The 26,074-nt window shown below is 47.3% G+C and carries 24 protein-coding genes; all 24 read right to left on the bottom strand.

What is annotated here, in order from left to right:
- Positions 1–25: 25 nt before the first annotated feature.
- The 24 genes from truB to ACE3MZ_RS09170 all read right to left on the bottom strand — a co-directional run bounded on the left by truB (position 26) and on the right by ACE3MZ_RS09170 (position 26,071).
- Positions 26–1,021 (bottom strand): tRNA pseudouridine(55) synthase TruB, encoded by a 996-nt coding sequence (truB, locus tag ACE3MZ_RS09285; RefSeq protein WP_411346153.1) that lies wholly within the window; start codon positions 1,019–1,021, stop codon positions 26–28.
- Positions 1,018–1,995, bottom strand: coding sequence for a DHH family phosphoesterase (locus tag ACE3MZ_RS09280; RefSeq protein ID WP_411346152.1), 978 nt, complete (start codon positions 1,993–1,995; stop codon positions 1,018–1,020). Before ACE3MZ_RS09280 ends, truB begins: the two co-directional genes overlap by 4 nt.
- Positions 1,996–2,013: 18 nt before the next feature.
- A complete protein-coding gene (rbfA, locus tag ACE3MZ_RS09275; RefSeq protein WP_411346151.1) occupies positions 2,014–2,376 on the bottom strand; it encodes a 30S ribosome-binding factor RbfA in 363 nt (120 codons plus the stop codon).
- Between the two features lie 14 nt (positions 2,377–2,390).
- Entirely contained in the window at positions 2,391–4,898 is a 2,508-nt protein-coding gene (infB, locus tag ACE3MZ_RS09270) for a translation initiation factor IF-2 (RefSeq protein WP_411346150.1), read from the bottom strand.
- Positions 4,873–5,214 (bottom strand): YlxQ family RNA-binding protein, encoded by a 342-nt coding sequence (locus tag ACE3MZ_RS09265; protein WP_411346149.1) that lies wholly within the window; start codon positions 5,212–5,214, stop codon positions 4,873–4,875. The genes infB and ACE3MZ_RS09265 overlap by 26 nt, the downstream gene beginning before the upstream one ends.
- Positions 5,207–5,515: an RNase P modulator RnpM gene (rnpM, locus tag ACE3MZ_RS09260; protein ID WP_411346148.1), complete on the bottom strand. Its 309-nt coding sequence runs from the start codon at positions 5,513–5,515 to the stop codon at positions 5,207–5,209. The genes ACE3MZ_RS09265 and rnpM overlap by 8 nt, the downstream gene beginning before the upstream one ends.
- Before the next feature lie 123 nt (positions 5,516–5,638).
- A complete protein-coding gene (nusA, locus tag ACE3MZ_RS09255; RefSeq protein WP_411346147.1) occupies positions 5,639–6,736 on the bottom strand; it encodes a transcription termination factor NusA in 1,098 nt (365 codons plus the stop codon).
- 34 nt (positions 6,737–6,770) lie between these two features.
- Positions 6,771–7,232 carry a ribosome maturation factor RimP gene (gene rimP, locus ACE3MZ_RS09250; RefSeq protein ID WP_411346146.1) on the bottom strand — a complete coding sequence of 154 codons (462 nt, stop codon included), beginning with the start codon at positions 7,230–7,232 and terminating at the stop codon, positions 6,771–6,773.
- 375 nt (positions 7,233–7,607) lie between these two features.
- Positions 7,608–11,927, bottom strand: coding sequence for a PolC-type DNA polymerase III (locus ACE3MZ_RS09245; RefSeq protein ID WP_411346145.1), 4,320 nt, complete (start codon positions 11,925–11,927; stop codon positions 7,608–7,610).
- Between the two features lie 267 nt (positions 11,928–12,194).
- On the bottom strand, positions 12,195–13,652 hold the full coding sequence (gene proS, locus ACE3MZ_RS09240) for a proline--tRNA ligase (protein ID WP_411346144.1): 1,458 nt from the start codon (positions 13,650–13,652) through the stop codon (positions 12,195–12,197).
- A gap of 366 nt (positions 13,653–14,018) precedes the next feature.
- Positions 14,019–15,296: an RIP metalloprotease RseP gene (rseP, locus tag ACE3MZ_RS09235; RefSeq protein WP_411346143.1), complete on the bottom strand. Its 1,278-nt coding sequence runs from the start codon at positions 15,294–15,296 to the stop codon at positions 14,019–14,021.
- Between the two features lie 184 nt (positions 15,297–15,480).
- Positions 15,481–16,626 carry a 1-deoxy-D-xylulose-5-phosphate reductoisomerase gene (locus tag ACE3MZ_RS09230; protein ID WP_411346142.1) on the bottom strand — a complete coding sequence of 382 codons (1,146 nt, stop codon included), beginning with the start codon at positions 16,624–16,626 and terminating at the stop codon, positions 15,481–15,483.
- A 39-nt stretch (positions 16,627–16,665) separates the two neighbouring features.
- A complete protein-coding gene (locus ACE3MZ_RS09225) occupies positions 16,666–17,466 on the bottom strand; it encodes a phosphatidate cytidylyltransferase (RefSeq protein WP_411346141.1) in 801 nt (266 codons plus the stop codon).
- Positions 17,467–17,513: 47 nt separating this feature from the next.
- On the bottom strand, positions 17,514–18,278 hold the full coding sequence (locus tag ACE3MZ_RS09220; protein ID WP_411346140.1) for an isoprenyl transferase: 765 nt from the start codon (positions 18,276–18,278) through the stop codon (positions 17,514–17,516).
- 63 nt (positions 18,279–18,341) lie between these two features.
- On the bottom strand, positions 18,342–18,896 hold the full coding sequence (gene frr / locus ACE3MZ_RS09215) for a ribosome recycling factor (protein WP_411346139.1): 555 nt from the start codon (positions 18,894–18,896) through the stop codon (positions 18,342–18,344).
- Positions 18,896–19,624: a UMP kinase gene (gene pyrH, locus ACE3MZ_RS09210; RefSeq protein WP_411346138.1), complete on the bottom strand. Its 729-nt coding sequence runs from the start codon at positions 19,622–19,624 to the stop codon at positions 18,896–18,898. The genes frr and pyrH overlap by 1 nt, the downstream gene beginning before the upstream one ends.
- Before the next feature lie 185 nt (positions 19,625–19,809).
- Positions 19,810–20,460: a translation elongation factor Ts gene (gene tsf / locus ACE3MZ_RS09205; RefSeq protein ID WP_367056499.1), complete on the bottom strand. Its 651-nt coding sequence runs from the start codon at positions 20,458–20,460 to the stop codon at positions 19,810–19,812.
- A gap of 250 nt (positions 20,461–20,710) precedes the next feature.
- Entirely contained in the window at positions 20,711–21,409 is a 699-nt protein-coding gene (gene rpsB, locus ACE3MZ_RS09200) for a 30S ribosomal protein S2 (protein WP_411346137.1), read from the bottom strand.
- Positions 21,410–21,639: 230 nt separating this feature from the next.
- Entirely contained in the window at positions 21,640–22,380 is a 741-nt protein-coding gene (locus ACE3MZ_RS09195; protein WP_411346136.1) for a hypothetical protein, read from the bottom strand.
- Positions 22,377–22,991, bottom strand: a complete 615-nt coding sequence (locus ACE3MZ_RS09190) for a hypothetical protein (RefSeq protein ID WP_411346135.1) — start codon at positions 22,989–22,991, stop codon at positions 22,377–22,379. Before ACE3MZ_RS09190 ends, ACE3MZ_RS09195 begins: the two co-directional genes overlap by 4 nt.
- Positions 22,992–23,045: 54 nt before the next feature.
- Positions 23,046–23,354: a hypothetical protein gene (locus ACE3MZ_RS09185; RefSeq protein WP_411346134.1), complete on the bottom strand. Its 309-nt coding sequence runs from the start codon at positions 23,352–23,354 to the stop codon at positions 23,046–23,048.
- Between the two features lie 24 nt (positions 23,355–23,378).
- Positions 23,379–24,785 carry a DUF342 domain-containing protein gene (locus tag ACE3MZ_RS09180; RefSeq protein ID WP_411346133.1) on the bottom strand — a complete coding sequence of 469 codons (1,407 nt, stop codon included), beginning with the start codon at positions 24,783–24,785 and terminating at the stop codon, positions 23,379–23,381.
- Positions 24,786–24,811: 26 nt separating this feature from the next.
- Complete coding sequence (locus ACE3MZ_RS09175) at positions 24,812–25,600, bottom strand: FliA/WhiG family RNA polymerase sigma factor (RefSeq protein ID WP_411346132.1); 789 nt, start codon at positions 25,598–25,600, stop codon at positions 24,812–24,814.
- A 15-nt stretch (positions 25,601–25,615) separates the two neighbouring features.
- The gene (locus ACE3MZ_RS09170; protein ID WP_411346131.1) at positions 25,616–26,071 is read right to left on the bottom strand and encodes a hypothetical protein; all 456 of its coding nucleotides are present in this window, start codon (positions 26,069–26,071) and stop codon (positions 25,616–25,618) included.
- Positions 26,072–26,074: the final 3 nt, after the last annotated feature.

Here is a 26,074-nt window from a genome sequence, read left to right as displayed (position 1 = left end):
AGCTGGTCTCATGATGTCAGAATCATTAGGGTAAAAATACTTTGACCGGCACGATCTTAGCTGCCTGATCATCGCGCTCAAAAATACCGATAAACGTACCGTCTGGCGCATACAGCTTGAGCAGCTGCTCAGCCGTAGTAGTACTGCCCTTGTCCGCAGAAACGTCCACGAACAAAGTCTGTTCTCCCTGCGGCGACTGTTCATTAGGTACAGACTGCGATTCTCTTGGTGCAATATGGTTCATCGCGATATGCTTGCCTTGCAATGTATGCTTGTATACCGCCGCATCTACCGTATAAGCAGGCAATGCCGACATTGCCTGATCTGGTGGAATCAAATACTGTTCCAACGCACCTTGCTCCATCAGCTGTTCTATCTGTTCAAATGTAACACATTTGTCCAGTGTAATGCCTGCCGACTGTGTGCGTATAAGCTGTACCATCGTGGATGGCACGCCCAATGCGCGACCGATATCCACACAAAGTGTGCGAATATACGTGCCTTTGGAACAGAGAACACGGAACGATATTTCCGGATGATCACCTGGCACCCAGCCTGTCATTTCCAGCTCATGAATCTGCACTTCGCGCGCTTTGCGCTCAACGGTTTTCCCTTCGCGTGCCAGCTCGTACAAGCGTTTGCCATCCACTTTGACAGCGGAATACATCGGTGGCACTTGTGAAATGATACCGGTTAGTCCTTTGAGGACGTCACGCACTTGTTCTTCTTCCAATTCTACCTTTGCCACCTGCTCGATAATCTCACCGGTCATATCCTCGGTATCGGTTGCTACGCCAAAACGCAGCACCGCGACGTATTCCTTAGGCATTTCCTGCAAATATTCAACAATGCGGGTGGAACGGCCCAAACAAAGTGGCAATACCCCAGTGACCGCCGGGTCCAGCGTGCCGGTATGACCAATGCGCTTCATGCTCACCAGTCGACGCACTTTTGCCACTACATCATGAGATGTAAAGCCTGCTGGTTTGTGTATTGCCAGTACACCATCAAACTCGTTCATAAAAGCTCCTTTATATACGAAACGACTTGCTGCTTCACCTGTTCCAGGCTGCCTTCCATACGGCATCCTGCCGCTTTGATATGTCCACCGCCACCAAAATGCTGAGCGACTGCTGCCACATCGATTCTACCCGCAGAACGCAGGCTGGCTTTGACCGCATAATCGTCAATGACTTTGAAGAAAATACCAACTTCGACGCCTTGAATATTCCGCGGATAATTGACGATCCCTTCCAGATCTTCATTCTCCGCACCTGCCTGAATCATATGCTCCGGTGTTACGTAAACATGCGCAATCCGGCTATCCTCTTCCAGCTCCAATGTGGATAATGCGAGACCAAGCACTTTTACCTGCGGCAACGTTACTTCTTCCAGCAACGTTTCTGCAAGATCCGGCCCTTTGACGCCCAGCTCTAATAGTCTGGATGCAATCTCCATCACTTTTGGCGATGTACTGGAATAACGGAAGCCACCGGTATCTGTCAGCAGACCGGTATAAATCGCTTCTGCCGCTTCTTTGGTCCACTCGACATCAAAGAGATTGATCCAATCAAACAATACCTCAGCGGTCGCCGCAGCGTCATCTTTGACCACATTGACAGTACCGTAACGATCATTCGTCGGATGATGATCTATGTTCAACATGGACGCCGATTCAGCCATCCAGTCTTTCACCAGACCGACGCGCTTGAAATCTGCGCAATCGACACAGATGATATGTTGGTATTCCCGCTTGCCGCCATCTTCCAGCAAATTAATTATGTCGCCGGAAAGGGTCAGATATTGCATCCGTTTCGGAATCGGACCTTCATTGACAAGGGTAAATTGTTTGCCGAGACAAGACAGCAGCCAGCCCACAACTACCGTGGAACTGACTGCGTCTCCGTCCGGCTGAACATGCGAAACCACCAGAAAATTGTCATGCTCTTCTACAAATGCCTTGGCATCAAGAAGAGACTGTTCATAGGTCTGCATTGCCGTCTCCTTTGAGGTTTACTCGTCTTTGTCGGAATCATCGCGATGAATCTGATTAATCAGTTCGTCGATGCGATTACCGTAAGCAATCGATTCGTCAAACTTGAACAGCAGTTCAGGCGTATGACGCAACCGGATGCGCTTGCCGAGTTCGGAGCGCAGGAAACCGGATGCTTTTTCGATTCCTTTGAGTGAACCTTTTTTTTGTTCGTCATCACCCATCACGCTGAGGTATACCTCAGCTTGTGACAGGTCATTGGTTACATCAACACCGGTAACGGTCACGAAACCGATACGCGGGTCTTTGAGTTCGTTTTGGATCAGCAGGCTCAGTTCTTTTTTGATCTGCTCGCCTACTCGTCCTGTTCTAATCTTAGCCATTGTTTTTCACCTCGTTATTTGCGCTCTACAGCTTCCATGATAAAGGCTTCGATTGTATCGTTGTCCTTCATATCATTGTAGCCGTCCAGCGTGATACCGCACTCGTAGCCTTGTGCCACTTCTTTGGCATCATCTTTGAAGCGTTTGAGGGAATCGATCTTGCCTTCGAAAATAACGATGCCGTCGCGGATCAAGCGAGCTTCCGCAGAACGGGTAATTTTACCGGAAGTAACCATGCAACCTGCGATTGTACCTACGCGGCTGATTTTGAAGGTGTTACGCACTTCGGCGTGACCGATAACCACTTCTTTGTACTCCGGATCCAGCATCCCTTTCATCGCTTGCTCGATTTCTTCGATCGCGTTGTAGATTACGCGGTGCAGACGAATGTCGACCTGCTCCTGCTCTGCCGTTTGTTTCGCCTGAACATCAGGACGAACGTTGAAACCGATAATGATAGCACTGGATGCTGCTGCCAGAATGATATCGGATTCGTTGATGGCACCTACGCCACGGTGGATAATTTTGACGCGAACGCCTTCCACCTCGATTTTTTCGAGTGAGCCTTTGAGGGCTTCGACCGAACCCTGCACGTCGCCTTTGATGATGACGTTCAGATCTTTGATTTCGCCGTCTTTGATATGCTGGAACAGATCATCCAGCGTTACGCGGGTATTCGCACCCAGCTCGGACTGACGATGTGTAATTGCACGTTTGTCGGCAATCGAACGGGCTTTGCGCTCGTCTTCGAATACCATGAACGGATCGCCTGCTTGTGGAACTTCAGTCAGACCAGTAATTTCGACCGGTGTGGAAGGACCAGCTTCTTTGAGACGACGTCCTTTATCATTTACCATAGCACGGATACGTCCGAAACAGTTACCGGCAACAAATGCATCGCCGACTTTCAGTGTACCGTGTTGTACTAGAATACGAGCTACCGGACCGCGACCTTTATCCAGCTCGGCCTCGATAACCGCACCGCGAGCACGTTTGTTCGGATTGGCTTTGTAGTCGTTAACTTCAGCCACGAGCAGGATCATTTCCAGCAGGTCTTCCAGACCAGTACGCTGTTTTGCAGATACGTTAACGAAGATCGTATCGCCGCCCCACTCTTCCGGTACGAGTTCATACTCGGTCAGTTCTTGTTTTACTTTATCCGGGTTAGCACCTGGTTTATCAATTTTGTTGACTGCTACGATGATTGGCAGACCTGCCGCTTTGGCGTGGTTAATCGCCTCTACGGTTTGTGGCATAACGCCGTCATCCGCTGCAACAACGATGATTGTAATATCCGTTACCTGCGCACCACGAGCACGCATAGCGGTAAACGCTTCGTGACCCGGTGTATCCAGGAATGTGATTTTCTTTTTGTTGATTTCGACTTGGTATGCACCGATATGCTGCGTGATACCGCCTGCTTCGCCACCAGTTACGTTAGCGGAACGGATTGCATCCAGCAACGTTGTTTTACCATGATCGACGTGACCCATGATTGTAACAACAGGAGGACGAGCTTTCAGATCGGCTTCATCATCCACTTCTTCAACCGTTTCAAAACGATCGTCTTCAACTGGAATTTTGATCTCTACTTCAACGCCATAATCGTCAGCGATCAGTTGGATCGTTTCCAGATCAAGCTCTTGGTTGATTGTTGCCATTACACCGCTGCTGATCAGCTTCTTGATTACTTCAGAAGCATCTTTGTGCAGCAATTTGGCTGTTTCACCGACAGTCATCTCACCACGAACGATGATTTTCTTCGGCGTATTATCGATTTTCTCGCGTGGCGGTTGGTTGTTGTTGAAGTTTCTGCCACCGCGACCTTTGCCACCACGACTGTTATTGCGGTTACCGTTGTTGTTACCATAACGATTGCCACCGCCATTACCGCCACGGTTGTTGCTGTTGCTGCGATTACCGCCGCCACTATTGCCACCGCGGTTGCTGTTACCACTGTTGCCACCACCGCTACGGTTGTCGCTGGAAGAATTCCCACCTTGGGATGTTCTTACCGAACCCGAAGGTTGACGGTTTTGCGAAGAAGAACCGGATTGTGGACGAGAAGCAGCGCTAGGCTGACGGTTGCCGCCTTGCGACGTGCTACGGTTACCCGATTGGTTAGAGCTTTGTCCACTGCGATTACTGTTATTTTGACTAGACGACGAGTTAGAGCGATTAGCAGAATTGCTAGAACCGCTTTGGGACCTGTTATTCCCATTGGATGAGTTGTTCTGAGTTTTTATATCCATACCTACCTGCTTTTCATTTTTTTCGTGCGTCGCCGAAGCGTCCGCCGATGTATTCGTTTCGCTGTTCTGCCGATCGGCAGCAGCGTTCGATTTGATATTTTTGAAAAATTGTTCCACTTTACCCACGGCGCCGTCTTCCATAACGCTCATGTGATTGTTGACCGGTACATTCAGTTTTTTCAAGATCGTAATGATTTCCTTGCTGCTCATATTGAGAGATTTCGCATATTCATAAACTCTCAGTTTATCCTTCTGCTCCTGTGTACTCAATATATTCCACCTCCGACGAATTCCCTATTCGTTTACGGAGAAGCCCTGCGAACCCTTGATCGGTCAGTGCGATAATAACACGACCTTCTTTTCCAATACTGGTTCCCAGACTGTCGCGGTCGTAACCGACCAACAGCGGGATTTGATAACTGCTGCACTTATCGCGGAATTTTTTCTGCGTATTGGCGGAAGCATCACCAGCGAGGATTACGAGCGCAGCTTCACGGGAACGAATGGCCTTCAGTACCAGCTCATCCCCGGAAAGTACTTTTCCGGCACGCATGGCAAGTCCGAGTAGGGATAGTTCGTTATTCATTAGCGTCTCTCTCCTGCACTGAACTAAAATGGCTTTCTACGCTGCTAAATTCGCTAGCAAGCCGTTCATAAATTTCTTGGCTTACCGGCACTTTGAGCGCACGATCAAACGCACGACTTTTCTGTGCCAGCTGGAAGCAAGCTTGCGTGGCACATACATAAGCGCCACGACCCGATTTTTTACCGGTCAAATCAATCTCTACCTGATCTTCCGGTGTACGAACGATACGTACCAGGCTTTTTTTGGGCATCATTTGCTGGCACGCGACACACTTGCGCAGCGGTATCTTCTTTGTCTTCATTTGATAACCAACCCCTTTCAAGCATCGGATCGCCCTGTTGCTCCGTACCAGTGTAAAGCAACTATACGCTGTTCATCTGATGCTTGGATCAACAGTCATCCGGTCAAGCACAAACGGGAAGGTTTAGTCGACCGATACGGAATCCTGATGCATTTCTTCGCCCAATTCTCTCGGACGTCCAAATTCTTCCTCTGCCTGAGTTTCGCTCTTGATATCGATTTTCCAGCTGGTCAGCTTGGCTGCCAGACGGGCATTTTGACCTTTGATACCGATTGCCAGCGACAGCTGATAATCCGGCACGATGACACGAGCCATCTTTTCTTCTTCAAACACTTGAACCTCCAGCACTTTGGAAGGGCTGAGTGCATTAGCTACATACTCTTCCACGCTTTCGGAATAGCGCACGATATCGATTTTCTCACCGCGCAGTTCGTTAACGATAGTCTGTACACGCAAACCGCGTGGACCTACGCAAGAACCGACTGGATCTACTTCCGCATTACGGGAGTATACAGCGATCTTGGAGCGGAAACCGGCTTCGCGTGCAACCGAACGAATCTCAACGACACCGTCAAAGATCTCTGGCACTTCCAGCTCAAACAAGCGCTTGAGCAGACCTGGATGCGTGCGTGACAGCACGATCTGAGGACCTTTGGTCGTGTTTTCTACTTTGGTGATGTAGGCTTTGATACGCTCGTTCATGTTGAACTTCTCGTTAGGCATCAGCTCGGTCAGCGGCAGTACCGCTTCCACTTTCCCAAGATCCACATAGATGTTACGCGCATCTTGACGCTGTACGATACCGGTAACGATATCTTCTTCTTTATCGATAAACGCATTGTAGATCAAACCGCGCTCTGCTTCGCGAATACGCTGAGTTACGACCTGCTTTGCTGTCTGAGCAGCAATACGTCCAAAGTCACGCGGTGTTACTTCGATCTCCGCTACATCTTCCAGTTGGAAGTGAGGATTGATCTCGCGTGCAGAACTTACCGAAATCTCGGTACGCTCATCCAGTACTTCCTCCACAACCATTTTGCGTGCAAATACCTTGATGGCGCCGGTATTACGGTTCATATCTACACGTACGTTTTGCGCTGTATTAAAATTACGTTTGTAGCTGGAAATCAGGGCAGCTTCGATCGCCTCAAACAGCACGTCCTTGCTAATCCCTTTTTCGCGTTCCAGCTCGTTCATTGCCTCAATAAAATCCATACTCATGACCTTCAAGATCCCCCTTTCAAAAAACTACCGTTTAAAAAATGATTGCCAGTCTGGCGCTGGCTACTTTTGCATATGAAATCGTAAAGCGTTTCTTACCCGCTTCGATTAGCAGTTCACCATCGTCAAATGACAACAGGTGTCCTTCAAACTCCTTCAGACCATCCACCGGCTCATAGGTCGTTACGAATACATCTTTTCCGACCGCTTTGACAACGTCACTCTCTTTTTTGAGTGGGCGCTCCGCACCCGGGGAAGATACTTCCAGAAAATAAGGGTCCTTGATCGGATCATGACTATCCAGTTGTTCACTCATGTACTCACTGATCCGGCCACAATCATCAATATCGATGCCGCCTTCTTTATCTACAAACACGCGCAGAAACCAGTTTTTGCCTTCTTTTACGTATTCCACATCGACCAGCTCAAATCCATGTTCCTCCAAAAATGGCTGCACCATTTCCTCGACGGTCGTTTTAATCTTTGGTGTGCTCAAACAATCCAACCCTCCATCACCTTAGAATCCTGTTATGTTGTTGCAGGCTGTCGTATCCGCAAACCGTCCCAGCTTAAAGAAAATCGAACCAGAAAAAGCGCTCTCGGTTCGATCTTTTGCAGTGCGGTCTGATGTGAATATAAGCTGACAGCCTCATACCAAACAGTAAAGAGTGGGTTTCCCCACTCTTTACAGGACGGTTATTTCTTTCTTCACTCTCAAAAATTATACCATAATACCGCAGTGGTGACAAGTAATTCGCCTTGACCTGCACGCCTTTTGTAGCATCATAATCATAAGGAACATGTGATCATGGCTTTGTCTACCGTTACCAGTTGCAATGTTCCATTCTAATAGCTGGCTTACAATCAACATTTAGAACAGTGACAGCTGATTGCTTTCCGGCAAGCCGCGGAAGCAGCCCATCTGGGTCATCAGCTCGACAATCGTTTTGGTCGCTTTGGATTTCTGCTGGAAATCCTCAATTGATAGAAACTCGCCATGGTCGCGCGATGCTGCAATATTGCGTGCCGCGTTATCACCGATCCCCTGCACCGCAGAGAATGGTGGAACCAGACTTTTGCCATCTACGGTAAACGAAGTCGCATGTGAGCGATACAGATCTAGCGGTTTGAAAGTAAAGCCGCGTGCCGTCATTTCCAGCGCCATTTCCAAAATGGACAGCATCGCCTTTTCCTTTGGCGAAGCTTGGAAACCGAGCTGCTCAATCTCTTCGATTTTGCGATAGATTGCTTCGTATCCTTGACAACATAGATCGATATCAAAATCTTCCGCGCGTACAGTAAAGTAGGTGGCATAATATTCGATCGGATGATACAGCTTGAAGTAAGCCGTACGTACGGCGGAGATAACATATGCCGAGGCGTGGGCTTTCGGGAACATATACTGGATTTTGAGACAGGAATCAATGTACCATTGTGGCACTTTGCAGTTCTTCATCTCGTCGATCCATTCTTGCGTCAGACCTTTACCTTTACGTACACTCTCCGTAATTTTAAATGCCAGACTTGCATCCATGCCCGCTTTGTAAATCAGGAACAACATAATATCGTCACGACAGCCAATTACTGTCTTGATCGTGCAGGTATTGTTTTTGATCAATTCCTGCGCATTGCCCAGCCATACACCGGTTCCGTGAGACAGACCGGAGATTTGCAGCAAATCGGCAAAACTGGACGGTTGGGATTCCACCAACATCTGTCGTACAAATTTGGTTCCCATCTCTGGTACACCGTAAGTCGCTACCGGGCTACGCAGCTGATGCGGTGAGATGCCGAGTGCCTCGGTGGAGTTAAACATGCTCATGACTTTGGGATCGTTCATCGGAATTGTCGTCGGATCTACTCCGGTCAAATCCTGCAACATCCGCATCATGGTCGGATCATCATGTCCGAGAATATCAAGCTTGAGCAAGTTGGCTTCAAACGCGTGATAATCAAAATGCGTAGTCTTCCACTCCGCATTCACATCATCCGCCGGGTATTGAACCGGCGTTACATCTTCCACGTCGATATAATCCGGTACAACGACGATACCGCCGGGATGCTGTCCGGTACTACGCTTAACGCCCGTACAGCCTGCTGCCAGACGGCTTAGCTCAGCGCCGCGCCATTTCTTCTGATGCAACTCTTCATATTTCTTGGCAAACCCGTATGCCGTTTTCTCGGCAACCGTACCGATTGTACCAGCACGGAATACGTTTTTCTCGCCAAACAGTACTTTTGTATAGTTATGCGCGATCGGCTGGTAATCACCGGAGAAGTTAAGGTCGATATCGGGGACTTTATCCCCTTTAAAGCCAAGGAACGTCTCGAACGGAATATCCTGACCTTCGCCTTTTAATCGACCGCCACAATTCGGGCATTCTTTTTCTGGAAGGTCGAATCCACTCGGTACGCTACCATCAAGGAACCATTCGCTATGCTTGCATTCCTTGTTGATGCAGATATAGTGTGCTGGCAGCGGATTGACTTCGGATATACCGAGGAAGGTTGCTACGATGGACGAACCAACCGAGCCCCGCGAACCAACCAGATAGCCGTCTTCGTTCGACTTTTTCACCAGCTTCTCGGAAATGAGATAGTTGGCAGAGAAGCCGTATTTAATAATCGGCTCTAATTCTTTTTCGAGACGAGCAATGATGACTTCCGGCAAATCTTCGCCGTAGATCGAACGTGCTGTGCTATAGCACGTATTACGAATCTCTTCGTCTGCCCCTTCCAAATCCGGTGTAAACAGCTTCTCTGGAAATAGCGGATACACTTCAAAACGTTCCGCCAGTGCCTGCGTATTGGTCACAACAAGTTCATATGCTTTGTCTTCACCGAGGAAGGTGAATTCGTCCAGCATTTCCTTTGTCGTGCGGAAATGGGCTTCCGGTTTGCGCTGATCTTTGAGCGGACTAAAGCCGGTAATTCCGTTAATCGTAATATCGCGGAAAATCTTCTCGCGTGGTTCCAAATAATGCACATTACCTGTCGCTACGACCGGCTTGTTCAGCTTATCACCGATCTCGCAAATTTTTTGCAGGGCGATTTCCAACTCACGCGGTGTGCCGACTAAACCTTTGTCCACTAGGTGCATGTACATCGTCATTGGTTGAACTTCCAGAATGTCGTAGAACTGTGCGATCTCTTCTGCTTCTTCCTGCGTTTTGTTCAGTACGGTTTCAAAAAATTCACCTTTTTCGCAACCGGACATCACTAGCAGACCTTCGCGATATTGCGTCAATACCGATTTGGGGATACGGGGTACCCGTTTAAAGTATTCGGTATGCGACAGCGAGACGAGTTTGAACAAATTCTTTTTGCCTTTTTCATTCAGTGCATAGATGGTGCAATGGAATGGACGAGCATTGGACAGATCTTTACCGACAAAATCATTCAGTCGATCTAATTGCGTCAATCGACGCTCCTGCTCCGCATCTTTTAGCAAGCCGAACAGAATGCCACCGAGTGCGATCGTATCGTCAATCGCGCGGTGATGACTTTCCAATGCGACTTTGTATTTGGATGCTAGTGTATTCAAACGGTGATTCTTCAGCGTTGGATACAGTAAACGAGCCAGCTCTAGCGTATCCAGTACCGGATTCGTCATTTCCGGTAAATCGTGATTTTTCAATGTTGCTTGGATAAAACCGATATCAAAACGCGCGTTGTGCGCGACTAGAATGCCATCGCCAGCAAATTCTACAAATTCGCGAATGACCTGATCAATCTCTGGTGCGCCACGTACCATTTCGTCAGTAATATTAGTTAATTGCTGAATATTGTACGGAATACGTTCATGTGGATCGACAAATGTGGCATAACGGTCGATTTCTTTGCCTGCTACCATTTTTACAGCTGCAATCTCGATAATCTTGTTCTGTGTAATCGACAGACCCGTGGTCTCAATATCGAATACGATATATGTGGATGTGCGCAGATCAAGCGGTTGTGGTTCCAATACGATGGCAGTTGCATCGTTGATAACATTGGCTTCCAATCCGTAAATAAGCTTGATACCGTGCTTTTTGGCTGCTTTGGCTGCTTCCGGGTAACACTGCACCCCACCATGATCGGTAACGGCAATCGCTGGATGTCCCCAATCTGCCGCTGTTTTTACATATTTATCGATCGTCGTAATGCCATCCATCGTACTCATCGTTGTATGCAGATGGAATTCGACCCGTTTCTCATTCGCATCGTCTTTACGTCCTGGTGGCGATTTGATCTCACTCAGGTCGGATGGAATCATCGCTAGTTCTGGAATTTGCATAAACCGGTCATACTCTACCCGTCCACGTGCTTTGACCCATTTGCCATTAGCGAGCAGGCTCATGATCTTGAGATCTTCTTTGGTTTTGGCAAACATCTTCATTTGCAATGAGTCCGTAAAATCAGTAATAAAGAAGGTGAAGAGCGTACTGCCGTTACGCAACTCTTTGCTGTCGAGACCAAAAATCGTACCCTGTACGATGACTTTCTTCTCTTCATCCTGCAATTCTTGTAACGGTATCGCTGGTTCCTTCAACTCGTAACCAACCTGCAAACGAACCGGCTCGCCGTCTTCATCCAATTCTTCTTCCAGCTCCGACTCGACACTGGTCATCAGACGCTCAATCTCTAACAAATCTTCCTGACGACGCTGTTCATGGAATGCTTGCACCGCTTCACTGGATGTCTCGCCAACTTCGATTTTGATCCGCAGCTGTACATTAAAGTACTCGTTGTAAAATGTAACGATAGCCTGATCAATTTGCTTTTTCTTCGCTAATTCCAATGCCATCTGATCGGTCATGGTCAACGTCAATACATCGTCGTTAAGGGCAAACTTAGCACGAGTCATCCATCCGTTCACTGACGGAATCTGGCGCTGTACCCATTCCAGAAATAGTGTCCAATATTCTTCCACTACTTGGACACGATCAATCTGGTCACTATATTGAAATAAAAAGCGGATTTTGGCGATATGGCTCATCTTGTCCTGAATATGACGGCAAAACGTACGGTAGGTCGGTGACGGCACGATCGTATCTTTGACGATAATCAGTTTCCACTCTTTGTTGCTACGGCTGATCTCCACCCGTTCGATGATTCCATCCGCAAAATAGGGCTCCATCAGACCCACAGGCACTTGCGCCTGCTGCATCAACAGCTCAAAACGTTGTCTTTTTTCCCCGCTTGCGCTCATGAGGTCCCCCTTTGAAAAAAGCAGCAAGCTTCCGTCTATACCGGTGACGGACCTATGTCCACTCCGTTTGCTGGAAGCTTGCCTGCTTGAGTTATACTTTGCTGCCGGATGAGAAAGCTCAATCAGGCGTATATTCATTACATAGGTATCGTTACACCTGTCCAGTGCAATCCGATCAAATCATACATATTCACTGATCTCGATTGTCTGTATGCTGGTACCTCTGTCTAACGATACGACTACAAATGTGTTTCTATACATGAAAAATTAATAAGCGCGTGCAAATACGACGGTATGTTTCGCCGGTTGACCGGTTACGAGACATTTCTCTTTTTGCACATCCAATTGGAATGGAATGTTGCGGATCGTCGCGCCTGTTTCTTCTTTGACCTTGCGCTCGGTTTCGTCAGTACCATCCCAGCCAGCAATAAAGAAGCCACGTTTCTCTTCCATAATGCTCTTCATTTCATCCAGTGTATCGACAACGTGCATATTGTCTTCACGGAAGGACAGCGCGCGTTGGTACATTTCCTGTTGTACTTGCTCCAGCATGTTTTGTACTTCTTCGACGATATTTTCCAGTGGCACTTGTTTCTTCTCACCGCTAATGCGAGAAACGAGTACACAGACGCCATTTTCAATATCACGAGGACCAACTTCCAGACGTACTGGAATACCACGCATTTCGTATTCATTGAATTTCCAACCTGGACGCACATCGGCACGATCGTCAATCCCTACGCGTACGCCTGCTTGTTTCAATTCAGCGAACAGTTCATCTGCACGTCCAACGACTACATCGCGTGTTTTCGGTGGACCGATTGGAATGATCATCACTTGTTTTGGTGCTACTTTTGGAGGCAATGCCAGACCGCGATCGTCACCATGTACCATAATGAGAGCACCGATCAGACGTGTACTTACGCCCCAAGATGTCGTATGAGCAAATTCCTGATTGTTCTCACGACTCAGGAATTGAATATCAAAAGCTTCCGCAAAGTTAGTACCCATATAGTGGGAAGTACCTGCCTGTACAGCGCGTCCGTCCTTCATCATCGCTTCGATGGAGTATGTAGCTTTTGCACCGGCAAATTTCTCGGATGGACTCTTTTGACCTTTGATAACTGGAATTGCCAGGAATTCTTCAACAAACTCCGTGTATACATCCAGCATTTTCATCGTTTCTTCCAGTGCTTCCTCAGCTGTCTCGTGCGCAGTATGACCTTCCTGCCATAAGAATTCACTCGTACGCAGGAATGGCAGCGTACGTTTCTCCCAGCGTACAACGTTTGCCCACTGATTGATCAGTACTGGCAAATCACGATACGACTGAATCCAACGAGAGTACATATGTCCAAACATCGTTTCGGAAGTTGGGCGAATCGCCAGACGTTCTTCCAGCGGATCGCCGCCTGCTTCTGTTACCCACGGCAACTCAGGGTTGAAGCCTTCCACGTGTTCTTTTTCTTTTTCAAAAAAGCTTTCTGGGATAAACAGTGGGAAATATGCGTTACGATGACCGGTTTCTTTGAAACGACGATCCAGATCACGCTGAATATGTTCCCAAATTTCGTATCCGTCCGGACGGAATACGATACAGCCGCGTACTGGGGAATAATCCATCAGTTCGGCTTTTTTGATCACGTCGATATACCAGCGTGAAAAGTCTTCACTCTGTGGCGTGATTTCTGTTACAAATTGTTTGTCCTGCTTTTCGTTCGACATAAAAGTGGATATCCTCCCGTAAGTAACCATTATGATAATGAGCACCCGCCAAAACGGCTGCTAAATTGGTCTTGGTTCAGAACGACTGCAAGCTATTGCATGCGGTTCTGTCTGTTCATCTATTGTAGCATGACTGAACGTTTTTTTTGAATCTTTTCCTAGAAACAAGCATGAACGCTATCTTGGAAATGTCACGCCTTCGCCGCAATCCATCACTACATCCGGCATCTAAGCCACTCTACCTCTGTAAAAAAGACAGATAGCAGACGACAGCCAGACCAACAGACATATATGCATATGCCGGGTCTGGCTGAAATGTTTGTTACATGTAATGAATTTTTGTAAAACAGAATTTTTGTAAAACAGTTATCCTTTGATCAATCGTAAAATATCGTTGTACGTGACAGCGATCATTAACAGGAACAACATCGCAAAGCCGATAACATGCACCAGACCTTCCTTGCTCGGTTCGATTGGTTTCCGACGAATCCATTCCACAAAGATAAAGATCAACCGGCTTCCATCAAGCGCCGGAATCGGCAGCAAGTTGAAGATCCCAAGGTTTGTACTGATCAGTGCTGTCCATAAGATCATACTTGCCAGACCTTGACGTGCGACTTGAGCCGTCATGTCAATCGTACCTACCGGTCCAGCCAGATCGTTAATCGCGAATTGTCCGAAGACCAATTTTTTGAGTCCAGTCAGAATCGCTGTACTCATATCGACAAATTGATGACCTGCCTGGGTAAACGTTTCGGTAAACGAAGCCGGGCGAGTCTGAGGGGACACCGCTACCCCAACTTTACCTACATTACCGCTGCTAGCATCGGCTTTTGGTGTCACAGACAATGTCTGCTCCTGACCACCGCGATCAATTTTCCATTCCATCGCTTTGTTCGGCGATTGCTCGATCAATTGAATCATTTTGGCGGAATCACCACCGATAACTGTACCGTTGATCTCCTCAACGATATCACCTTTTTGCAATCCAGCTGCTGCGCCTGCTGATGATTCGGTTACCTGACCGAGAACAACACCTGTCGGATTATCGACCGGCACGCCAGTCATGCGTACGAAGATCAGACAGAGCACAAACGCCAAAATAAAGTTCATCGCTGGACCTGCAAAGATAGACAATGCACGCTGTCCAACCGAAGCGCTATTAAAATGACGATTACGTGGAGCAATCTGAATCTCTTGCCCTTTTACCGTCATCATCGCTTGCGGATGCACATCAAACGTCTGCACTTCGCCATCCACATTCATGACAATCTTCAGATCGTCCACCAGATCAATGGACTCTACTTCGCCACGGATTACGTTGCGACGATTATCCAGTTGATCGACAAAAATGGATTTGACCTGATTGTCTGCCATCCGTACGGCAATGGTCTGTCCGGGCTGAATTTCTGCCAGCTCCGGGTCTTCGCCTGCCATCCGTGCATAACCGCCAAACGGCAGCAGTCTGAGTGTAAATACGGTTTCGTCCTTTTTATATGAAAACAGCTTGGGACCGAATCCTATTGCAAATTCGCGTACGAGTACTCCAGCACGTTTGGCGAAAAAATAGTGTCCCCATTCATGCACCGTAACGATAACGAAAAACATGAGTACCGTCATAATAACTACTTGAAGTGTCTCCAAATTGCCAAATCCTCCTTCATATGCTTGCGACCGAAGTCTGTACGATCAGAGCGTTCGTACTCCATTAGATTATCACTTTTCTCCGTCTACTTACAAGCAGCGGGATGAGGAATACATGAAATGGTTTCCATAATACACAGGGATAATCTATACGATCTTATTGACAATCAGAGACAACAATACATTAGGCAAATGCGACAGCAGCACGCTGACGAACCTCTGCATCTACATGCTGGATCGTTTCCAGATCAGGGGAAGATATGACGACATGATGTTGAAGCGCATCTTCGATAATGTCTTCAATGGTCAAAAAGGAAATTTCACCCTTCAAAAAGCGAGACACCGCAATTTCATTCGCTGCATTGAATACCGTTGGAGCTGTTCCGCCTGCACGTCCACTTTCAAACGCCATACGCAAACATGGAAAACGCTCATAATCCATCTCGCGGAAATTCAACTGACCGACCTTTGTCAGCGACAATCGAGTCGAAGGAGACGGCTGACGATCTGGATATGTCAGTGCGTATTGGATCGGCACTCTCATATCTGGATTGCCCAGCTGCGCAATAATGCTAGTATCGGCAAATTCTACAAATGAATGAATAATACTCTCAGGATGCAGTACGACCGAGATCTGATCATACGTCATCCCAAACAGCCAATGCGCTTCGATAACTTCCAATCCTTTGTTCGCCATCGTGGCGGAATCGATCGTGATTTTGGCGCCCATTGACCAATTCGGATGCTTGAGTGCGTCCGCTACGGTCACATCACGCAGTTGATCCCGTGTACGATCACGGAACGAACCGCCGGATGCTGTTAATGTCAGCTCAGTAATACGCTCACGCGGCTCCCCATTCAGACATTGAAATAGTGCTGAATGCTCGCTGTCGATTGGCAAAATCTGAACACCTTTATTGCGAGCACGCTCATTCACGAGATGACCCGCAGTAACCAATGTCTCCTTATTAGCAAGACCAATCATTTTACCTGCATCAATCGCTGCCAGTGTCGATGGCAGACCCATACTGCCCATCACCGCTGTAACTACGGTATCGGCATCATTATGAGCAGCTACTTCAATCAGCCCTTGCTCTCCGTAATGCACGGTCATGGATTGTGGTAATCGCTCACGTACCTGTTCCGCCAGTTCTTTTGTTGAAACGGATACTATTTTCGGCTGGAATTCCAGCGCTTGCTCCACAACCAGTTCTACATTGCTACCAGCAGCCAGACTTTCCACTTTGAATTGATCTGCATGGGTACGAACCACATCCAGCGTCTGCGTACCAATCGAACCAGTTGAACCAAGAATCGCGATCTTTTTCATTGTAGCCTCCGTCTTGAGTACCTGTATTGTTACAAATGATCAGAACGGCATAAGCATCAAAATATGCACAAACGGAAAAACCATCAGCCAACTATCACAGCGATCCAAAATACCGCCATGCCCCGGCAAGATTTTGCCCGAATCCTTGATGCCATACACACGCTTATACGCAGATTGAATCAAATCGCCCATTTGCCCAACAACCGCTGCCGCCAGACCGATCAACAACGCATTGCCAATATGAAATAACGTCGGCGAGATGATCGAGAAAGCGATCGCTGCCAGCATAGCAAAAAAGATACCGCCTACAGCACCCTCTATCGTCTTATTAGGACTAATCGAAGGCCAGAGTTTATTTTTGCCAAGCGTCTTCCCTGTAAAATACGCTCCGATATCGCTAGCCCAGATGGAACAAAGCAGCATAAAGGTCCAGAACAAACCGTGACCGTCCGGTGCTTGCCTCGTCTCGGCAATATAGGAAAACCCAGTACCGATATAAAATGCACCGATAAACAGCAATGCCATCAGCTTGATGTCCTGCTGGTTTTTGGTAATCACCGTAATCGACAGCAGCAACAGCATGACGATCCATATCATATGATCAACCGACAATGGCGGTGTCAGATTCATTAGTGTCCAGGGAAACAGCATATATGCGACACTAATGTAACCGATCACCGCCGGTGCTCCAAATGGAGCCGCCTTTGTCATCGTTGCAAATTCATAAAATCCGACAAGCGCCATCACCAATAAAAGGGTTTGATACGCATACCCTCCAAAGAGACAAAGTCCCAGATATACGATTGCGGCTATGATACCAGTGATTATCCGCTCTTTCACAATTTATCCTCCATCCGAAACAACAGGGGTATCGCCGTTAGTACGGCTTACAGCCCGCCATATCTGCGTATTCTGCGCTGATATTCCGCTACTGCTTCGATCATATGTTCTTTGCCAAATTCCGGCCAGTAAATCGGTGTAAACCACAATTCACTGTAAGCTAGCTGCCACAGCATAAAGTTGCTAAGACGCAGCTCTCCGCTTGTACGAATCAACAGATCGGGATCAGGCAACCCGGATGATTGCAGTACTTGACCGAATGTATCCGGTGTAATGTCATCGACAGACAGCTTGCCCTCCTGCACAGCATTCACCATCTGCTTGACGCCTTCGGTAATCTCGATTCGACTGCCATAATTCAAGGCAAATGTCAGTACAAGACCGGTATTGTGTTCCGTATCACGCATCGCTTTTTCCAGCGGTTCTAGCGTATAGGAAGGGAGAATACTTTTATCACCCATCAGGCGTACCTGTACATTGCGTTCAACCAACTCATCCAGCTCGGTTGCTACAAATTCAGCAGGCAGCTTCATTAGAAAATCCACTTCGTCTTTCGGTCTTTTCCAGTTTTCCGTAGAAAAGGCATACATCGTCAAATATTTAACTCCAAGTTCGTCGGCGGCCATAGTGGCCCGTTTAACGGCTTTCATGCCGTTCTGGTGTCCGATGACACGAGGCATACCGTGACTTTTCGCCCAACGACCATTTCCGTCCATAATAACGGCGATATGATGGGGAACATTATCCGGCGAGAGCTCGCTGGTATGCTGTTGTTCGTCTTTATCCAACCACGAGCGAACACGCTTGAACATCACTTTTCCTCCATACAGTGTGAAAAGAGACAAACCCCACCGTTCGGAGGGGTCGCAAGTCTCTTACACTTCCATAATCTCTTTTTCTTTCGCAGCAAGTACGTTGTCGACTTCCTTGATGAAACGGTCGGTCAGTTTTTGTACATCTTCCTGATGACCACGCGATTCATCTTCAGAGATATCTGTTTTTTCAAGTTTTTTGATATCGTCATTCGCATCACGGCGAATATTACGGATCGCTACTTTCGATTCCTCACCGAATTTTTTGGTCAGTTTGACCAACTCGGCGCGGCGTTCTTCTGTCAGTGCCGGAATGGACAGGCGAATGATGTTACCGTCGTTCGCTGGTGTCAGACCGAGATCCGATTTCATGATCGAGCGCTCAATATCGCCCAGCGATGTTTTGTCCCATGGCTGAATGATCAATGTGCGCGGATCTGGTGTTGTAATGTTTGCCAGCTGGTTTACCGGTGTCAGTGCTCCGTAGTATTCCACCTGTACACGATCCAAAATGGAAGGTGTTGCACGTCCTGCACGTAGTGTCGACAAATCGCGACCCAGTGCTTGGATCGCTTTTTGCATGCGTTCTTCGGCGCTTTTCTTAATTCCTTGAGGCATTAGTCTACACTCCCTTTAACAGTAGTTCCGATTTTTTCGCCCAGTACAACGCGCTTAATATTGCCCTGTTCGGTAATTGCAAATACAATCAATGGAATATTGTTATCCATACACAGCGAAGATGCAGTTGAATCCATAACGCCCAGATTCTGGTTCAGCACCTCGAGGTATGTAAGCTGTTCGAATTTTTGTGCCGTTGGATCTTTGAACGGATCCGCTGAGTACACACCATCCACTTTGTTTTTAGCCATCAAAATCACTTCTGCTTCGATCTCAGCTGCACGCAGTGCTGCTGTTGTATCTGTGGAGAAGAATGGATTGCCTGTTCCTGCCGCGAAGATCACTACGCGTCCTTTTTCCAAATGACGGATCGCTCTCCGGCGGATGTATGGCTCAGCAATCTGCTGCATTGCGATGGAAGTCTGTACACGCGTAGGCACTTCGATTTGCTCCAGTGCATCTTGCAGTGCCAGCGAATTCATCACTGTGGCCAGCATGCCCATATAGTCAGCCGTTGCACGATCAATACCGCCCTGGCTTCCTGCAATACCGCGCCAGATATTACCGCCGCCGCATACGACTGCAACTTCTACACCCAGTGCGACAACTTCTTTGATCTGGTCTGCGATCGAAGCAATCGTACTCGCTTCAATGCCATATCCAGCCGTACCCGACAACGACTCACCACTGACTTTCAAGACCACTCTTTTAAATACAGGCTTATTCAAATGCATACCCTCCACTTTGTAAATTTGGTTATGATCACGATCATACCGGCAATTGCTACCGGGTACGCCGTTTCTAGGTTGCCGTAATTAAACGATTTTACAAAAGAAGGAACACATGTTGTGTCCCCTCCCTTGTTTGTATTTCCGAATCGTTTTCCGGTATGTCTATCTTCCGGCTTGGAAGATTAGCGTTTAACCTGTGCCATAACTTCTTCAACAAAGTTATCTTCTTTTTTCTCCAGACCTTCACCCAGCTCGAAACGAGCGAAGCGACGGATCGAGATGTTCTCGCCGATAGTGCTGATTTTTTCGTTCAGCAGTTGGCTGATTGTTTTGTCTGGATCTTTAACGAAGGATTGCTCCATTAGGCAGTACTCTTCATAGTACTTGTTGATGCGGCCTTCAACCATTTTTTCAACGATTTTCTCTGGTTTGCCTTCGTTCAGTGCTTGTGCTTTCAGGATCTCTTTTTCTTTTTCGATCGCTTCAGCAGGTACTTCTTCACGACGAACATACAGCGGGCTTGCTGCTGCGATTTGCATAGCGATGTCGCGAGCGAAGTCTTTAAATTGATCTGTTTTACCAACGAAGTCAGTTTCACAGTTGATTTCTACCAGTACGCCGATACGTCCACCAGCGTGGATATAAGATTCAACTGTACCTTCTGTTGCTGCACGACCAGCTTTGTTTGCTGCTGCCGACAAACCTTTTTCACGAAGTACGTCGATTGCTTTCGAGATATCGCCGTTTGTTTCTTCCAGCGCTTTTTTGCAATCCAGCATACCTGCGCCTGTTTTCTCACGAAGCTCTTTTACTGCGCTTGCGTTAACTGCCATTAGTGTGACCTCCATATAGTCAAAAGTTTAATGTAAGTACCTGTGCGGAACGCTACGATTGTTACCAATTGTACGCCGCTGACGGCATCACAGCCGCCGCTTCAACCATATCCAGTAGAAGCTTACCATATTTCACCGGGAAATAAAATTCCCGATTACCTTAAAAAAAGGGCAGTGAAAGGTTTACACCTACCAACCACCCTTTTATTTTTAGAAAGCATGTATTGCTATATCGACGCACAAGCGGCAATTATGCAGTTGTTTGTTCGCCTTGGTTTGCTTCGATAACCGCATCAGCCATTTTTCCAGTCAACAGTTTAACAGCGCGGATCGCGTCGTCGTTACCTGGAATAACGTAGTCGATTTCGTCTGGATCGCAGTTTGTATCAACGATACCTACGATTGGGATATTCAGTTTGCGTGCTTCTGCAACAGCGATACGCTCTTTACGAGGATCGATGATGAACAGGGCGCTAGGCAGACCTTTCATGTTTTTGATACCGCCCAAGAATTTTTGCAGACGATCTTTTTCTTTGCGAAGCAAGATTACTTCTTTTTTAGGAAGTACTTCGAAAGTACCGTCTTCTTCCCATTTTTCCAGTTCTTTCAGACGATTGATACGTTTTTGGATCGTTTCAAAGTTAGTCAGTGTACCACCCAACCAACGTTGGTTGATGTAGAATTGACCAGCGCGCTCAGCTTCTTCCTTAACGGAATCTTGAGCTTGCTTTTTTGTACCAACGAACAGGATTGTACCGCCGTCAGCTGCAACGGATTTTACAAAGTTGTAAGCTTCGTCAACTTTTTTAACCGTTTTTTGCAGGTCAATGATGTAGATACCGTTTCTTTCAGTGAAGATGTAACGATCCATTTTCGGGTTCCAACGACGAGTTTGGTGACCGAAATGTACGCCAGCTTCGAGAAGCTGTTTCATGGAAATAACTGCCATGTTTGTGTTCCTCCTAATGGTTTGGTTTTTTGTGTGCCTCCGCATCCTTCATCTTCCGGCAAAACTTCTCATACGAAAAGCACCTCTGCGCGAAATCGGAATGCGTGTGTTTTAACACCATTAGTTAATATATCATAAATATATTGTCTGTTGCAACATCAATATTTTGTTACTGACTATGTACGATATATTATAAAACAGCCATCCTCGGCTGTTGTGCATATTGCACATTAAGAGGATGGCTGTCCGGTAATAACATTGATGATGTTGTCATAGCTTTCGCCAGCATTAATCTGAAAATCGCCAATCTGCAAATGCTTATTGGCATTCATTTGAGATGCACGATTCACAAAATCACGTTGGCTATCAATCAAGCCTTGCTTCTTCAGATTGTATGCGACATCACTCAGCATCTCGCCGCTACTGATATTAAATTGTACCGTAGACGGTGTAGCACTCTTCGCAGGTTGCGTTGTTGCTGCTTCGGATTGCGCATTATTAGAGCTGGTGGATGTCGAAGTCGGCTGCTCTGTGTTCGTTGTCGAAGCGGTTGATGAGGACTGTGGCTGCTTCGGATTCGTCGTCGAACTCGTTGACGATGACTTCGGTTGTTCGGGAGCGGTAGTAGAGCTAGTCGAATTACTAGACGATGTGTCAGGCTGCTCCGGGCTAGTGGGTGCTTCGGGATCTGTACTTGTTGGTTCCGTCGTCTCTGTCTGCTTTTGCGCTTCGGCTTTTTTGGCTGCCTCTTGCTTTTGCAGTTCCTGCCATTGATCTCGACTGTATACCTGCTCGTCTGAACTGTACACTTGCATATTTTGCGCTTGTGCTGCTTGTTGAATTTGTTCAGGAGTCAGCTGCATGCCATTCAGCATCGTCTGCCCTTTACCAATATTAACAAGCTGCAACAAAACGGCACCTGCAATAATTCCGACACCGATGCCGATCATAAATGAACGATTTTTGATCACGATTGTTCCTCCTGTTTGGCAAGTTGCAGGATGAGCAGCACTTCTCCACGCTGCAAACCAACCGTTTTGGCAATCGTATCCACAGACTTGCCATTGTCATGCAGCTTGAACAGCTCTGGATAACGATCCTGAATACGCTCTTGTGGAGGCAATTCCGGCTCTATTGGTGCTTGCTGCTGTTCTTGCATCATACGTGCCGCTGACTTGATCAATTCTTCGCCCTGACGGTTCAAACCGCTCATCTCCTGCGGTGGAGCAGGAATCGCAGCTGGCACGACAGGTACAGCTGTTGGTACTGGCTGAACGGCAGCTGTAGCCGCACGTTGCTCTAATTCCATCAAACGCTGACGCATTTCGCTTACCTGCTCTTGTAAGGCGATTTGCTTTGCAGTCGATTCCTGCTTGATTTTGGAAACGAGATCGATAATCTCCTCATTTTCCTTTTCAATCTCCGTCATATAATGCTCCAGCGTGTCCTCAACCTTTTCGACTGTAGCGGTTGCGACTGTTTCTTCCGGCTGGCTTTTGTTTTTGCGAGGAAGCACCATACCGTACACAACGGCAAGCGCTCCCAATAAAACGATATATACCCATGAAGGAAAATCACCCATAATTAGCTCACCCTAAGTCAATATGTCATAATATCACAAACAAAACCTGTCTTTTTAAAAGGACAGGTCGATATGTTTGCCTTTGTATGGATGCTCGGCTGGAGCCGATTGTGTCTCTTCTTCCGAATGCTGGTGGTGTTGCTGCTGGGCATGCTGTTCACCCGGATGACCATCATGAATCGACGCCTCTGCCGATTGCTTCACTCCATCGCTACGCGTTCTCATGCGTTCTGCTTGTTCAAGGGAGCGGTCAGCCAGCATCGACTGCTCAATGGATGGACGTATCAGATGTTCCTGTTGAATTTTGCCAGCTTCACTTGTACGCGGTACTGCAATTTGTAATTCCACAGCTCTCATACCCATTGGTAACACCCACCTTGTCTGAAATTAATGATTCGCCACCATCGTAATGTCTCCGTCTTGGAATACGAAGCTTACCCGCTGTGCCGTATCTTTAATATACTTCGTATACCGTCCAATGACCAGCTTGGAACCGCCATAAATCGTATGCATGACTTCGATTTTGGCTTTGCTCGATTCCTCCAACCGCCGTTCAATATCCAGTACACTATCTTTGAGATCATCCCGCTCGCGCAGTTGACTCTTTTTGGTAGCTGACAATTTGATACGAAGTGCCATCTTGTCTGGTCCCAATTGTCCGACCGATGCCAATTGATCCAACAACGTCAGTGCTTTTTCGGTTTTGTCGAGGTTCTCGTTATGTGTTTTGAGTTCTTTCCGCAGCACGACGAGCTGATTGCGCAGTTCCGGCAGAACGCCAACCTCAATCTCAGTCACGGTAAAAGCGGTATTGCCGATGGTACGTCCAACGACGATTTCTCCGGCTTGCAGTTGTCCGCCGACGATGAGTCCTTTGGGACCGTCACAGCGGATACTTTCTCCGGCTTGAATATGTGAATGCATAATACTTTGCGAAACGATAACTGACTCGCCCGCATGTACGTTGCCTTCCTGAATAAACCCAGTCTTAACATTGACAGCTGCTTTGACTAATCCTTTGTTATACCCAATAATACCGCCAGTAATTTCAATTGAACCACCTGCTTCTAGTTCAGCACCTTCTACTCCGCCAACGACTCGGATATCACCCGATGCACGTACGCGGAAGTTGGAAAGTACATTACCACGAATGACGACCGTACCGACAAAGTCGATATTGCCGGTATGATAATCGATATCGCCATTCACTTCATAAACAGGAAACACATTAATCTTACCGTTATCGGTACGCGATACTACACCGTCAATGGCAGCATAGATGGCTGTTTGCTCGGGATTCAGTACGATGTTTTTGCCGACTTTGAAACGCGCTTCCTTGCCGGGTTTGTAAGGGATTGGTTCACCCGATACATCAATGCCCGGCTCGCCCGGCTGCGGATCGATCCTTTCGGCAATCAGCTGTCCTTTGAGCGCATTGTTCAAACGTAAAATTTCCTTATAGTCCACGCTGCCGTCTTCGGCTTCCCGTGGTCCTCTATTCTCGGAATCTGTCGCTATGGCATGATGAATGTAACCATCGGTGCCCGGTACCGGTGCGGTACCGTGCGCCACTTCAATGGTTTCAGCTTGATACAATTCTGGCTGCGATACCAGCTTGATCAGCTCTTCCATCTTGATGCCATATGTGATTCCCTGCGTACGCAAAAATCCCTCCAGTTGTTCAGCCGTGCATGCAAACTCATCATCAAACGTAGTAAATGACAGATAAGCAGCCGACTTGTCATTCGAAAAACTTACTTTAACATATTCGTCGAGTGTTAATTGAGAGGTCACGCCTTTTTCCCCTTTCACAAACGGCGTTACATATCCTGCATTAACAGACCTCTTTGTTTATCCAGTGCTCCCCGAAGACGAAGAATCGCCTTGGAATGCAATTGCGAGATGCGGGACGGAGACAGTGACATGACTTCCGCAATTTCACTGAGTGAAAGGTCTTCATAGTAAAGCAGTGACACAACCGTTCTTTCTTTTTCGGTAAGTTTCTCAATCCCTTTCATCAGCAGTTCCTTGAGCACAAAATCATTCACGCTGCGATCAGGATTTTTCGCTTTTTCATCCACAATCAAGGACATACGCGTTTCGGATTCCTCTTCACGGATTGGATCTTCCAGCGAGGTGATCGTCATCACGGCAACATCCTGCAACATGGTTTGGAACTCACGCTCACTTACATCCAGGAATTCGCTAATCTCTGCATCCGATACCGAACGCAAATATTTCTGTTCCAGCTGCTGATAAGCATCTTCGATTTTGCGTGCTTTTTCACGTACAGAGCGGGGAACCCAATCTCCTTGTCTCAATCCGTCCAGTATTGCTCCGCGTACCCGCCACGAGGCATACGTTTCAAATTGCAGACCACGCTTATAATCAAATTTCTCAATCGCATCAATCAGACCCATAACCCCGTTACTCATCAAATCGTCTTTGGAAACATTTTTCGGGAGACCGATCGCAAGGCGGCTGGATACATATTCTACGGTGCCAAGATAGTTTTCGATCAAGCGTTTTTTTGCTTCCACATTACCATGCTCTTTCCACTGTATCCACAACTCGATATGGTTCAAATGGCTTCCTTTTTGCTCGCTCAATTGCTTTCACCCTCCTTACTTTTGTGTTAGGTGGCGTACGGCCTTGGCCAGTTCCTCCGGATCTTGTTGCTTGGTTGAAACCAGTTTGGGCGGATCGAGAGGCGAGAAACTTTCCTGTCCTCCGGAATCTACCGGCTTCGGTGTAAGCAAATTGTTCAATTCATTGTCCTGATCAGGAGAAGTAATATCCAGGCGGTTTCCACGATCCTGATCTTCTTGTACAGTCTGTTCCGCCGTTCCTGGCATACCGCTAGTTCCTGCTGGGGATGGTGGCTTTTTGGCTGCGCCTGCGGGACTCGCGAGAATCCCCAGAATGAAACGCAGCAAAAATGCCAACATAAACCATAGAGCGAATCCGAAACAGCCTCGAACGAGACTTGTGGTCCATGGATTATTTCCGAAAGAGGCAAAAAAGGTAATCGCAAAACCTATGATTCCGAACCATAGGTTTATTTTAATATTCCCTATCATGCC

Source organism: Paenibacillus sp. WLX1005 (genome assembly GCF_046603685.1).
Lineage (GTDB): Bacteria > Bacillota > Bacilli > Paenibacillales > Paenibacillaceae > Saccharibacillus.
Note: the sequence above shows the minus strand (reverse complement) of the source record. Positions and strands in the feature narration are given on the sequence as shown.